General features: G+C 52.7%; 8 protein-coding genes, 1 tRNA gene and 3 rRNA genes. 3 read left to right on the top strand and 9 right to left on the bottom strand.

Annotation, left to right across the window (positions count from 1 at the left end):
- Positions 1-5 precede the first annotated feature (5 nt).
- Complete coding sequence (locus LRS40_RS12820; protein WP_370649952.1) at positions 6-341, top strand: YfiM family lipoprotein; 336 nt, start codon at positions 6-8, stop codon at positions 339-341.
- Here the strand turns inward: LRS40_RS12820 and LRS40_RS12815 are convergent.
- The 9 genes from LRS40_RS12815 to rluD all read right to left on the bottom strand — a co-directional run bounded on the left by LRS40_RS12815 (position 338) and on the right by rluD (position 12256).
- On the bottom strand, positions 338-1645 hold the full coding sequence (locus LRS40_RS12815) for an MFS transporter (protein WP_231313848.1): 1308 nt from the start codon (positions 1643-1645) through the stop codon (positions 338-340). The two genes, LRS40_RS12820 and LRS40_RS12815, sit on opposite strands and share 4 nt — an antisense overlap.
- Before the next feature lie 152 nt (positions 1646-1797).
- A complete protein-coding gene (locus LRS40_RS12810) occupies positions 1798-2253 on the bottom strand; it encodes a DUF4385 domain-containing protein (protein WP_142486751.1) in 456 nt (151 codons plus the stop codon).
- Between the two features lie 117 nt (positions 2254-2370).
- A 5S ribosomal RNA gene (rrf, locus tag LRS40_RS12805) occupies positions 2371-2486 on the bottom strand.
- Positions 2487-2578: 92 nt separating this feature from the next.
- A 23S ribosomal RNA gene (locus LRS40_RS12800) occupies positions 2579-5492 on the bottom strand.
- Between the two features lie 219 nt (positions 5493-5711).
- Positions 5712-5786, bottom strand: a tRNA-Glu gene (locus tag LRS40_RS12795).
- An 87-nt stretch (positions 5787-5873) separates the two neighbouring features.
- A 16S ribosomal RNA gene (locus tag LRS40_RS12790) occupies positions 5874-7411 on the bottom strand.
- The 16S, 23S and 5S rRNA genes sit together here with 1 tRNA gene alongside, the layout of an rRNA operon.
- A gap of 433 nt (positions 7412-7844) precedes the next feature.
- Positions 7845-10418, bottom strand: coding sequence for an ATP-dependent chaperone ClpB (gene clpB / locus LRS40_RS12785; RefSeq protein WP_231313847.1), 2574 nt, complete (start codon positions 10416-10418; stop codon positions 7845-7847).
- A 129-nt stretch (positions 10419-10547) separates the two neighbouring features.
- Positions 10548-11279, bottom strand: a complete 732-nt coding sequence (gene yfiH, locus LRS40_RS12780; protein ID WP_156264376.1) for a purine nucleoside phosphorylase YfiH — start codon at positions 11277-11279, stop codon at positions 10548-10550.
- On the bottom strand, positions 11276-12256 hold the full coding sequence (gene rluD, locus LRS40_RS12775) for a 23S rRNA pseudouridine(1911/1915/1917) synthase RluD (RefSeq protein ID WP_231313846.1): 981 nt from the start codon (positions 12254-12256) through the stop codon (positions 11276-11278). The genes yfiH and rluD overlap by 4 nt, the downstream gene beginning before the upstream one ends.
- A 130-nt stretch (positions 12257-12386) precedes the next feature.
- Between rluD and bamD the strand changes: the two genes are divergently transcribed.
- Together bamD and raiA are read left to right on the top strand one after the other, a co-directional pair.
- Complete coding sequence (gene bamD, locus LRS40_RS12770; protein WP_231313845.1) at positions 12387-13124, top strand: outer membrane protein assembly factor BamD; 738 nt, start codon at positions 12387-12389, stop codon at positions 13122-13124.
- Positions 13125-13395: 271 nt separating this feature from the next.
- Complete coding sequence (raiA, locus tag LRS40_RS12765; RefSeq protein WP_142486756.1) at positions 13396-13743, top strand: ribosome-associated translation inhibitor RaiA; 348 nt, start codon at positions 13396-13398, stop codon at positions 13741-13743.
- The last annotated feature ends 80 nt before the right edge of the window (positions 13744-13823 follow it).

Genomic DNA, 13823 nt, shown 5'->3' with positions numbered 1-13823 from the left:
TTTTTATGGAGGTCGTTGTGCGTTATTTCCTGTTAATGGGCTGTCTGGTACTGTCTGGCTGCAGCCATATGGCTCAGGATAGCTGGTCTGGTCAGGATAAAGCGCAACACTTTTTAGCCTCGGCGATGCTATCGGCGGCGGGCAATGAATACGCTCAACGCCAGGGTTTTAGTCGCGATCGCAGCGCGGCATACGGCCTGATGTTTTCGGTAAGCCTGGGAGCATCGAAGGAGCTGTGGGACAGCCGCCCGGCGGGGAGCGGCTGGAGCTGGAAAGATTTTGCCTGGGATATCGCCGGGGCTACGACCGGCTATACCCTGTGGCAACTGGCAGAGCACTAAAGGCGGACCCCTTTCCCTTTTCGGTGCAGCATCAACGAGACAATAAATGCCAGCGCACCCATCAGCGTGACGTACCAGAAGAAGACGGTCTCACTGCCTGCCGATTTTAGTGACAGCGCGACGTACTCCGCTGAGCCGCCAAACAGGGCATTAGCCACCGCATAAGACAACCCAACGCCCAATGCACGTACCTGCGCCGGAAACATCTCTGCCTTAAGAATGCCGCTGATAGAGGTGTAAAAACCGGCAATGACCAGCGCTACCATCACCAGAGCAAAAGCGGCATAAGGAGAGGAGACATGCTGAAGTGCCGTGAGAATGGGCACAGTGCACAACGTCGACAACCCGCCAAAAATTAGCATAGAGCTACGCCGTCCGATTTTATCCGACAGCGCGCCGATGATGGGCTGAATGAGCATAAAGACAAATAGCGCCACCGTCATGACCATACTCGCTACGTTAGCATGCATACCTGTGGTATTAACCAGATACTTCTGCATGTAGGTCGTGAAGGTATAGAAGGTGAGTGAACCCCCTGCCGTAAAGCCGAGCACCATCAAAAATGCCTTTCGGTTACGCCACAAACCTTTAAATGAGCCTGCCTCTTTTAACGCTCTCACCTCTTTTCGGGAGGTTTCATCCAGCTGGCGGCGTAACCACAACGCCACCACGGCAAGTACCGCGCCGAGCGCAAAAGGAATACGCCATCCCCATGCACGGAGATCTTCATCACTCAATACCTGCTGCAGGATCACCACCGCCAGGATAGCCAACAGCTGACCGCCTATCAGCGTCACGTACTGAAATGAGGCATAAAAGCCTTTACGCCCTTCCACTGCAACTTCACTCATATAGGTCGCGCTTGTGCCATATTCTCCACCGACTGAGAGCCCCTGGAACAAACGCGCCAGCAACAGTAAGGCCGGTGCCCATGTGCCAATCGCGTCATAGCCGGGCAGACATGCGATTACCAAAGAGCCGAAACACATCATGCAGACGGAGATCAACATGGAGGCTTTTCGCCCTTTTCGATCGGCAATGCGGCCAAACAGCCAGCCGCCAATCGGACGCATTAAAAAGCCAGCGGCGAAGACACCTGCGGTTTGCAGCAGTTGAGTAGTAGTGTTGCCGGATGGGAAGAAGATATGGGCAAAATAGAGTGAGCAAAACGAGTAAACGTAAAAGTCGAACCACTCAACCAGATTACCTGAAGAGGCGCCGACGATTGCCCAGATCCTGCGGCGAGTATCGCCGTCTGCTGCTTTTTTACTATCCGTATCTGTACTTGCTACGGTTTCTGTCATTTTAAATCCCCTGTCTTACATTGCGGGCCATTGCACCCATTCCAGTAAAACCAGATTTAAAATTTAACGTTAGGTAAAAAAATTGTTTCTTTTATGTTTCATTTCATTTTGTGAGACAAATCATAAAACGGGCGCTACCGCGAGTTATATCATTATCCCCACTTTTTTTGATGCGCTTGTTTTCTTTGCAAATAATCTTCGTCGGCGCGAATTTTATCCCACCATCCTTTAAAGATTTTTGCCGCTTCGGCTTTAACAGGATCGTGATCTAACGGACGAACATTGCGTTCATCATCGTACTTTTTCCCGCCTTTGTGGTTGGCGTAGCGCCTGGCGCGGGTATATCCCATTTGAATAAATTTTCTCGCCATATCCATACCCACAAAATCGTTTTGCTGACGGTACTGCTCAAACAGCGCGTAAATCTCCTGAGCAGATTTGGTCGCAACTTCAGCATTTTTGTATCGCCAGTGGGGCAGGATTTCACTTTTGTAAGGTTCAACCAGCAGAACACCCTGCTCTCCCCGTCCTACCTGATAAAGTTCGGGGTGGTCACGAAAGTTGGTGTTGGCAAAATCTTGGTCGTAGTTAAAGGGGGGGTTCGGCAAAATAACCTCGCTGACAATGCGTATCTTGTTATTTTAGCCAGAGATTGTTGATTTTGCCCGGACCGAGGGAAAAGCAAAAAACCCCGTACCTTGCGGTACGGGGTTTCTTTAATTGATGCCTGGCAGTTCCCTACTCTCGCATGGGGAGACCCCACACTACCATCGGCGCTACGGCGTTTCACTTCTGAGTTCGGCATGGGGTCAGGTGGGACCACCGCGCTACAGCCGCCAGGCAAATTCTGTTGTTCACCCCGCCCGCAGGCGCAGTGACTAATCTGTATCAGCTGAAAATCTCTCAAATCCGCCGAAACAGCTTCGGCGTTGTAAGGTTAAGCCTCACGGTTCATTAGTATCGGTTAGCTCAACGCATCGCTGCGCTTACACACCCGACCTATCAACGTCGTCGTCTTCAACGTTCCTTCAGGAGCCTTAAAGGCTCAGGGAGAACTCATCTCGGGGCAAGTTTCGTGCTTAGATGCTTTCAGCACTTATCTCTTCCGCATTTAGCTACCGGGCAGTGCCATTGGCATGACAACCCGAACACCAGTGATGCGTCCACTCCGGTCCTCTCGTACTAGGAGCAGCCCCCTCAATTCTCCAGCGCCCCACGGCGAGATAGGGACCGAACTGTCTCACGACGTTCTAAACCCAGCTCGCGTACCACTTTAAACGGCGAACAGCCGTACCCTTTGGGACCTACTTCAGCCCCAGGATGTGATGAGCCGACATCGAGGTGCCAAACACCGCCGTCGATATGAACTCTTGGGCGGTATCAGCCTGTTATCCCCGGAGTACCTTTTATCCGTTGAGCGATGGCCCTTCCATACAGAACCACCGGATCACTATGACCTGCTTTCGCACCTGCTCGAGCCGTCACTCTCGCAGTCAAGCTAGCTTATGCCATTGCACTAACCTCCTGATGTCCGACCAGGGATTAGCTAACCTTCGTGCTCCTCCGTTACTCTTTAGGAGGAGACCGCCCCAGTCAAACTACCCACCAGACACTGTCCGCAACCCGGATTACGGGTCTACGTTAGAACACCAGCCATTAAAGGGTGGTATTTCAAGGATGGCTCCACGCAGACTGGCGTCCACGCTTCAAAGCCTCCCACCTATCCTACACATCAAGGACCAGTGTTCAGTGTCAAGCTATAGTAAAGGTTCACGGGGTCTTTCCGTCTTGCCGCGGGTACACTGCATCTTCACAGCGATTTCAATTTCACTGAGTCTCGGGTGGAGACAGCCTGGCCATCATTACGCCATTCGTGCAGGTCGGAACTTACCCGACAAGGAATTTCGCTACCTTAGGACCGTTATAGTTACGGCCGCCGTTTACCGGGGCTTCGATCAAGAGCTTCGCGTTGCCGCTAACCCCATCAATTAACCTTCCGGCACCGGGCAGGCGTCACACCGTATACGTCCACTTTCGTGTTTGCACAGTGCTGTGTTTTTTTAATAAACAGTTGCAGCCAGCTGGTATCTTCGACTGATTTCAGCTCCACCCGCAGGGGCTTCACCTACACATCAGCGTGCCTTCTCCCGAAGTTACGGCACCATTTTGCCTAGTTCCTTCACCCGAGTTCTCTCAAGCGCCTTGGTATTCTCTACCTGACCACCTGTGTCGGTTTGGGGTACGATTTGATGTTACCTGATGCTTAGAGGCTTTTCCTGGAAGCAGGGCATTTGTTGCTTCAGCACCGTAGTGCCTCGTCATCACACCTCAGCGTTAACAAGGCTCCGGATTTACCGGAACCTCCGCCTACATGCTTAAACCGGGACAACCGTCGCCCGGCCAACATAGCCTTCTCCGTCCCCCCCTTCGCAGTAACACCGAGTACAGGAATATTAACCTGTTTCCCATCGACTACGCCTTTCGGCCTCGCCTTAGGGGTCGACTCACCCTGCCCCGATTAACGTTGGACAGGAACCCTTGGTCTTCCGGCGAGCGGGTTTTTCACCCGCTTTATCGTTACTTATGTCAGCATTCGCACTTCTGATACCTCCAGCATGCCTCACAGCACACCTTCAACGGCTTACAGAACGCTCCCCTACCCAACAACACATAGTGTCGCTGCCGCAGCTTCGGTGCATGGTTTAGCCCCGTTACATCTTCCGCGCAGGCCGACTCGACCAGTGAGCTATTACGCTTTCTTTAAATGATGGCTGCTTCTAAGCCAACATCCTGGCTGTCTGTGCCTTCCCACATCGTTTCCCACTTAACCATGACTTTGGGACCTTAGCTGGCGGTCTGGGTTGTTTCCCTCTTCACGACGGACGTTAGCACCCGCCGTGTGTCTCCCGTGATAACATTCTCCGGTATTCGCAGTTTGCATCGGGTTGGTAAGCCGGGATGGCCCCCTAGCCGAAACAGTGCTCTACCCCCGGAGATGAATTCACGAGGCGCTACCTAAATAGCTTTCGGGGAGAACCAGCTATCTCCCGGTTTGATTGGCCTTTCACCCCCAGCCACAGGTCATCCGCTAATTTTTTTCAACATTAGTCGGTTCGGTCCTCCAGTTAGTGTTACCCAACCTTCAACCTGCCCATGGCTGAGATCACCGGGTTTCGGGTCTATACCCTGCAACTTAACGCCCAGTTAAGACTCGGTTTCCCTTCGGCTCCCCTATACGGTTAACCTTGCTACAGAATATAAGTCGCTGACCCATTATACAAAAGGTACGCAGTCACACCACAAGGGTGCTCCCACTGCTTGTACGTACACGGTTTCAGGTTCTTTTTCACTCCCCTCGCCGGGGTTCTTTTCGCCTTTCCCTCACGGTACTGGTTCACTATCGGTCAGTCAGGAGTATTTAGCCTTGGAGGATGGTCCCCCCATATTCAGACAGGATACCACGTGTCCCGCCCTACTCTTCGAGTTCACAGCAAGTGTATCTTCGTGTACGGGAGTATCACCCTGTACCCTGCGACTTTCCAGACGCTTCCACTGACACACATGCTGATTCAGACTCCGGGCTGCTCCCCGTTCGCTCGCCGCTACTGGGGGAATCTCGGTTGATTTCTTTTCCTCAGGGTACTTAGATGTTTCAGTTCCCCTGGTTCGCTTCGTTAAGCTATGTATTCACTTAACGATAGTGTGACGAGTCACACTGGGTTTCCCCATTCGGAAATCGTCGGTTATAACGGTTCATATCACCTTACCGACGCTTATCGCAGATTAGCACGTCCTTCATCGCCTCTGACTGCCTAGGCATCCACCGTGTACGCTTGGTCGCTTAACCTCACAACCCGAAGATGTTTCTTTCGATTCATCATCGACTTGCGAAAATTTGAGAGACTCTGACACACCGCTCATCTGCTCTTATTACGGAGAACAGACACGGCGTGTCGTTTCAATTTTCAGCTTGATCCAGATTTTTAAAGAGCAAATATCTCAAACATGACTTAACAGTCAGTTTTGAGATACTGATTGGTTGTGCCTTTCACTCACACCCAGCAAGTGGCGTCCCCTAGGGGATTCGAACCCCTGTTGCCGCCGTGAAAGGGCGGAGTCCTAACCGCTAGACGAAGGGGACACGATGTGTCGCGACTTCGCAGCCGTCTTGCTCGTTACTTTTCATCAGACAATCTGTGTGGACACTACAAAGGCAGGTTCTTTAAGGTAAGGAGGTGATCCAACCGCAGGTTCCCCTACGGTTACCTTGTTACGACTTCACCCCAGTCATGAATCACAAAGTGGTAAGCGCCCTCCCGAAGGTTAAGCTACCTACTTCTTTTGCAACCCACTCCCATGGTGTGACGGGCGGTGTGTACAAGGCCCGGGAACGTATTCACCGTAGCATTCTGATCTACGATTACTAGCGATTCCGACTTCATGGAGTCGAGTTGCAGACTCCAATCCGGACTACGACGCACTTTATGAGGTCCGCTTGCTCTCGCGAGGTCGCTTCTCTTTGTATGCGCCATTGTAGCACGTGTGTAGCCCTACTCGTAGGGGCCATGATGACTTGACGTCATCCCCACCTTCCTCCAGTTTATCACTGGCAGTCTCCTTTGAGTTCCCGGCCGGACCGCTGGCAACAAAGGATAAGGGTTGCGCTCGTTGCGGGACTTAACCCAACATTTCACAACACGAGCTGACGACAGCCATGCAGCACCTGTCTCAGAGTTCCCGAAGGCACCAAAGCATCTCTGCTAAGTTCTCTGGATGTCAAGAGTAGGTAAGGTTCTTCGCGTTGCATCGAATTAAACCACATGCTCCACCGCTTGTGCGGGCCCCCGTCAATTCATTTGAGTTTTAACCTTGCGGCCGTACTCCCCAGGCGGTCGACTTAACGCGTTAGCTCCGGAAGCCACTCCTCAAGGGAACAACCTCCAAGTCGACATCGTTTACGGCGTGGACTACCAGGGTATCTAATCCTGTTTGCTCCCCACGCTTTCGCACCTGAGCGTCAGTCTTTGTCCAGGGGCCGCCTTCGCCACCGGTATTCCTCCAGATCTCTACGCATTTCACCGCTACACCTGGAATTCTACCCCCTCTACAAGACTCTAGCCTGCCAGTTTCGAATGCAGTTCCCAGGTTGAGCCCGGGGATTTCACATCCGACTTGACAGACCGCCTGCGTGCGCTTTACGCCCAGTAATTCCGATTAACGCTTGCACCCTCCGTATTACCGCGGCTGCTGGCACGGAGTTAGCCGGTGCTTCTTCTGCGAGTAACGTCAATCACTGTGGTTATTAACCACAATGCCTTCCTCCTCGCTGAAAGTACTTTACAACCCGAAGGCCTTCTTCATACACGCGGCATGGCTGCATCAGGCTTGCGCCCATTGTGCAATATTCCCCACTGCTGCCTCCCGTAGGAGTCTGGACCGTGTCTCAGTTCCAGTGTGGCTGGTCATCCTCTCAGACCAGCTAGGGATCGTCGCCTAGGTGAGCCATTACCCCACCTACTAGCTAATCCCATCTGGGCACATCTGATGGCAAGAGGCCCGAAGGTCCCCCTCTTTGGTCTTGCGACATTATGCGGTATTAGCTACCGTTTCCAGTAGTTATCCCCCTCCATCAGGCAGTTTCCCAGACATTACTCACCCGTCCGCCGCTCGTCACCCGGGAGCAAGCTCCCTGTGTTACCGCTCGACTTGCATGTGTTAGGCCTGCCGCCAGCGTTCAATCTGAGCCATGATCAAACTCTTCAATTTAAGTTTGATGCTCGTGAATTAAACTTCGTAATGAATTACGTATGTTCACTCAGAGACTTTGATATTCATTTATTGTCCGGAGACATTAAGAATCCATGTCACTTTGAGTGCCCACACAGATTGTCTGATAAATTGTTAAAGAGCAGTGCAACGCGGCTTTCGCTCACCGTTGCGAGGTCCCGTATAATACATTTTCCTCTTTCAGAGTCAAGCGATAATTTCACGCTTTTCTCTGCTGACCCGGCGGCTTGTTTGCCGTTGTTCCGTGTCAGTGGAGGCGCATTATAGGCAGTTCTTCTGGGCTGGCAAGTATAAAGTGAAAATTATTTACTGACCGCTCACTTTCCAGGCAACTCTGTATCCAGACCTGTATTCTTGCCTGGTTTTTAAACAAAAACGAGCCCCTGGGGGCTCGTTTTTGCCTTTTTGTGACTTACTGCACTGCCACAATCTGGTCGTCTTTTTTCACCAGCTGTATCGTTTTGCCCGGGATTAGTTTCCCGGAAAGGATTTGCTGAGCCAGCGGATTTTCTATCTGTTGCTGAATAGCGCGTTTTAAAGGACGAGCGCCGTACACCGGATCGTACCCGTTCGCACTCAGCAGCTGCAGCGCGTCATCCGCAATCTGCATTTCATATCCACGCTCTTCCAGACGTTTATACAAACGTTGCAGCTGAATACGGGCAATCGAGGCAATGTGTTTCTCACCCAGCGGATGGAAGACCACCACTTCATCGATACGGTTGATGAACTCAGGACGGAAGCTGTGGCTCACCACGCCCAGCACCAGATCCTTCATATGACCATAATCCAGCTCACCAAAGCGTTCCTGAATCAGATCGGAACCGAGGTTCGAGGTCATAATGACGACCGTATTACGGAAATCGACCGTTCTCCCCTGCCCGTCCGTCAGGCGACCATCATCCAGCACCTGCAGCAGGATGTTGAACACATCCGGATGCGCCTTTTCAACTTCATCCAGCAGGATAACGGAATACGGACGACGGCGAACCGCTTCTGTCAGATACCCGCCCTCTTCATAACCAACATAGCCCGGAGGTGCCCCTACGAGACGCGACACGGAATGTTTTTCCATAAACTCGGACATGTCAATGCGCACCATTGCATCATCACTGTCGAACATGAAGTTTGCCAGCGCCTTACAAAGCTCCGTCTTACCTACCCCGGTCGGCCCGAGGAACAGGAAGGAGCCAATCGGACGGTTAGGATCGGACAAACCCGCACGGCTACGGCGAATGGCGTTCGATACCGCTTCCACCGCTTCATCCTGGCCAATAACCCGATGGTGAAGGTCTTCCTCCATACGCAGTAACTTGTCGCGCTCGCTCTCCATCATTCTGGCGACCGGAATACCGGTCCAGCGCGCCAGCACGTCGGCGATTTCTGTTTCCGTCACTTTATTGCGTAACAGACGCATGGTTTTGCCTTCCAGCTGGGTTGCCGCCGCCAGCTGTTTTTCCAGCTCCGGAATTTTGCCGTACTGGAGCTCAGACATCTGCGCCAGATCGCCCACGCGACGTGCCTGCTCGATGGCAATCTTCGCCTGCTCAAGCTCGGCTTTAATCGTCTGAGTACCGGAAAGGGAGGCTTTCTCCGCCTTCCACTCCTCTTCTAAGCCAGAATATTGACGCTCTTTGTCTTCCAGCTCTTCATTAAGCATATCCAGGCGCTTCTTACTCGCCTCATCAGACTCTTTCTTCAGCGCCTGCTGTTCAAGCTTGAGCTGAATGATTCGCCGATCGAGCCTGTCCAGCTCTTCCGGTTTCGAGTCAATCTGCATACGAATGCTGGAAGCGGCTTCGTCAATAAGGTCGATCGCTTTGTCCGGTAGCTGTCGGTCAGCAATATAACGATGTGACAAGGTCGCTGCCGCCACGATGGCCGGATCGGTGATCTGCACGTGGTGATGCAGCTCATAGCGTTCTTTCAGACCACGCAGAATGGCGATGGTGTCTTCCACTGTCGGTTCAGCCACAAACACTTTCTGGAAGCGGCGTTCCAGTGCGGCATCTTTTTCAATGTACTGACGATACTCATCGAGCGTGGTGGCCCCGACACAGTGCAGCTCACCGCGTGCCAGCGCTGGTTTCAGCATGTTCCCGGCATCCATGGCGCCGTCCGCTTTACCGGCACCGACCATGGTGTGCAGCTCGTCAATAAACAGAATGACGTTGCCTTCCTGTTTCGCCAGGTCGTTGAGTACACCTTTTAAGCGCTCTTCGAATTCGCCCCTGTATTTTGCCCCCGCCACCAGCGCGCCCATATCCAGCGCGAGCACGCGACGGCCTTTCAAACCTTCCGGGACTTCACCATTAACAATGCGCTGCGCCAGCCCTTCAACAATGGCGGTTTTACCGACACCCGGCTCACCGATCAGTACAGGGTTATTTTTGGTCCGGCGCTGCAGGACCTGAATCGTACGGCGGATCTCTTCGTCACGGCCAATGACCGGGTCAAGCTTGCCCTGCTCGGCGCGCTCGGTCAGGTCGACCGTATATTTCTTCAATGCCTGACGCTGGTCTTCAGCACCCTGGTCGTTCACGCTTTCCCCTCCGCGCATCTGTGCAATCGCCTGCGTCACGTTGGCGGTAGTTGCGCCGGCCGTTTTCAGCAGGTCGGTCAAGGTGCCGCGTGATTCAAGCGCCGCCAGAACAAAGAGCTCTGACGAAATAAAGTTGTCGCCGCGTTTCTGCGCCAGTTTGTCACAAAGGTTTAATACGCGAACCAGATCCTGGGACGGTTGTACATCCCAGCCCGTGCCCTCTACCTGGGGTAAACGGCTTAATGCCTGATCGATGGCGGTACGTAACTGGCCCGCATTAACGCCGGCAGACGTGAGTAAAGGACGAACCGATCCCCCTTCCTGATTCAGTAAGGCGCTCATGAGATGAAGAGGTTCGATAAATTGGTTGTCGTGCCCCAGTGCGAGTGACTGGGCATCAGCGAGAGCAAGCTGGAATTTATTAGTAAGACGATCCAGACGCATAACTCCTCCCATAACAGGTCAAAATTGCTACTGGAGATTAAATGAGGTCATCCCTCAATTATTCAAGGTGAATGACCTGAATTATGCGAAAAGAAAACGGCGCGTACCGGATCGTCTTGATTCTATAGGTTATATCAGCCAAATGAAACTTGCCATACGCCCGGTCGTCTTGTCGCGGCGATAGGAAAAGAAATCACCCTTTTCGGTGAAAGTGCAGCGATCGCCGCCATAGATCTGGCTGATACCGAGATGGGTCAGGCGTTGACGGGCAAGCTGATAAATATCCGCCATGTACTTCTCCCCCGCCGGACAAAAAGCACTCTCCGCCTGCGGGTCATGCGCCATAAAGGCCTCACGAACTTCCGGACCCACTTCAAAGGCCTGCGGGCCAATCGCCGGGCCGAGCCAGGCGAGAATGTTATCCGCGCTGTCAGCAAAACAGGCAACGGTCTCTTCCAGCACGCCGGCACACAATCCACGCCAGCCCGCATGGGCGGCAGCCACTTCGGTGCCTGCACGGTTGCAGAAAAGTACCGGCAGGCAGTCGGCGGTCATAACGGCGCAGACTGTACCCGGAGTATTGCTGTAAGAGGCATCGGCGCGTTTCGAGGCATAGGGTTCGCCGGTAAGACTGAGAACAGCCGTACCATGAACCTGCTCAAGCCAGACCGGTTTCGACGGCAACTGCCCTGCTGCAAACAACCGCTTACGATTCTCTTCCACATGATTGAGATTATCGCCGCAGTGCGCGCCCAGGTTTAATGACTCCCAGGCTCCCTCACTCACGCCACCTATGCGGGTGGAACTGCAGGCCGCTACGCCTTCTGGCGCTGGCCACTCCGGGACAATCAGTTTGGTCATAACCAGTCCACGTCGTCCTTATGCTCTTCAAAATCGGCGCGCATGGCGTCGATAAGATCCACCATGTCCTGTGGGATTGGCGCATGCCACTCCATCTCAATGCCGGTGATCGGATGATAGAGACGCAGCATGGTCGCATGCAGAGCCTGACGATCGAATTTACGCAGCATGGCGATAAATTCCTCGGAGGCCCCTTTCGGTGGGCGCGGACGACCACCGTACAGCTGATCGCCCACCAGCGGATGGGTGATGTGCGACATATGCACACGGATCTGGTGAGTACGGCCGGTTTCCAGACGCAGACGCAGGCGCGTATGAATGCGGAAATGTTCCATGATGCGATAGTGCGTGACCGCCGGTTTGCCCATCGGATGAACGGACATATGGGTACGCTTGGTTGGATGGCGGCTGATAGGCTGTTCTACCGTGCCGCCAGAGGTCATATGACCAATCGCGACAGCTTCGTACTCACGGGTAATTTCACGCAGCTGCAGTGACTCAACCAGACGCGTTTGCGCCGGAATGGTCTTCGCAACGACCATCAGGCCGGTGGTGTCTTTATCCAGACGGTGAACAATCCCGGCACGCGGGACGTCAGCGATTGGCGGATAATAGTGCAGCAGCGCATTCAGCACTGTGCCATCAGGGTTGCCTGCGCCAGGGTGTACAACAAAGTCACGTGGCTTGTTGATCACCAGAATGTCGTCATCTTCGTAGACGATATTCAGGGGGATATCCTGAGGTTCGAAACGGACTTCTTCTTCGATGTCAGCATTGATGGCGACCACTTCCCCACCCAACACTTTCTCTTTTGGCTTGTCCCAGATCTTGCCGTTTACCAGCACGCGCTGGTCAAGAATCCATTCTTTTATACGTGAACGCGAATAATCAGGGAACATTTCGGCCAAAGCCTGATCTAAGCGTTGTCCGAGCTGTTTTTCGGAGACTGTTGCGGTGAGTTCTACTCGTTGTGCCATAGACTGCTTCTTCGTTTAACGTTGGGTTTTACGGCTTTGCCGTTTAATATAGTGTGCTATTGTAGCTGGTCTTAATCGGGAGCAGGAAAGAGATTCTCCCGGACAAACATTTGAGGAAAGTCAAAACGTCATGACGCGCATGAAATATCTGGTGGCAGCGGCCACGTTGAGCCTGGCTTTGGTGGGCTGCTCCGGTTCGAATGAACAGGTCCCTGACAATCCGCCGAATGAAATCTATGCGACTGCTCAGCAAAAGCTGCAGGACGGTAACTGGAAACAGGCGATAACGCAACTGGAAGCGCTGGATAATCGTTATCCATTTGGCCCGTATTCCCAGCAGGTACAGTTGGATATGATCTACGCCTACTATAAAAATGCCGATCTGCCACTGGCCCAGGCGACGATTGATCGCTTCATGCGTCTGAACCCGACTCATCCCAATATTGATTACGTCATGTATATGCGCGGCCTGACCAACATGGCGCTGGACGACAGCGCTCTGCAGGGCTTCTTTGGGGTTGACCGTTCTGACCGCGATCCTCAGCACGCCCGCGATGCGTTCAATGACTTCTCCAAACTGGTACGCGGCTATCCGAACAGCCAGTACGTGACGGATGCCAGCAAACGTCTGGTGTTCCTGAAAGACCGTCTGGCGAAATACGAATACTCTGTTGCGGAATACTATACCCGCCGTGGCGCATACGTTGCCGTAGTGAACCGTGTTGAAGGCATGCTGCGTGATTACCCTGATACTCAGGCAACGCGTGATGGCCTGAAGCTGATGGAAAATGCTTATCGTGAACTGCAGATGAACTCGCAGGCTGACAAAGTCGCGAAGATCATCGCCGCTAACAGCAGCAGCTCCTGATCCTTGAGTAAGATGCAAAACGGCAGCCCAGGGGCTGCCGTTTTTTTATCCATTTTCGAACTAAGCTGAAGCGGTTTAGCCCGCACCAATCCTATCAACTATGGCCGCAATTTCTTCCGGCGACAAGGTAAAAGTTACTTCTTCCTGTCCTGCCTCACAAAAAGAATCCGTTGACAAAAATGGACATTAAAATGTGATTTAGATCACACAAATTGACATTGAGAACGGTATGCTGGAATCACCAAGACGGGAAAGACAAGAGGTAAAATTTATGACAATGAACATTACCAGTAAACAAATGGAAATTACTCCGGCAATTCGCCAGCACGTCGCAGACCGTCTCGCCAAACTGGATAAATGGCAAACACACTTGATTAACCCGCATATCATTCTCTCTAAGGAGCCACAAGGTTTCATCGCTGACGCAACTATCAATACTCCAAACGGCCACCTGGTCGCCAGCGCGAAACATGAGGATATGTACACCGCAATCAACGATTTGATTAACAAGCTGGAACGGCAGCTCAATAAAGTGCAACACAAAGGTGAAGCCCGTCGCGCCACAACATCGGTGAAAGACGCTAGCTTCGCAGAAGAAGTTGAAGCTGAAGATGAATAATCCTTTACATTGAGTCTATCGCCAACGCGCCTTCGGGCGCGTTTTTTGTTTTTTATTGACAGGGTGAAAACAGTACGGGT

This window comes from Leclercia sp. G3L (assembly GCF_021117075.1).
Lineage (GTDB): Bacteria > Pseudomonadota > Gammaproteobacteria > Enterobacterales > Enterobacteriaceae > Enterobacter > Enterobacter adecarboxylatus_C.
The sequence above is the reverse complement of the archived record's forward strand: the minus strand, read 5'-3'. Positions and strand labels throughout refer to the sequence as shown.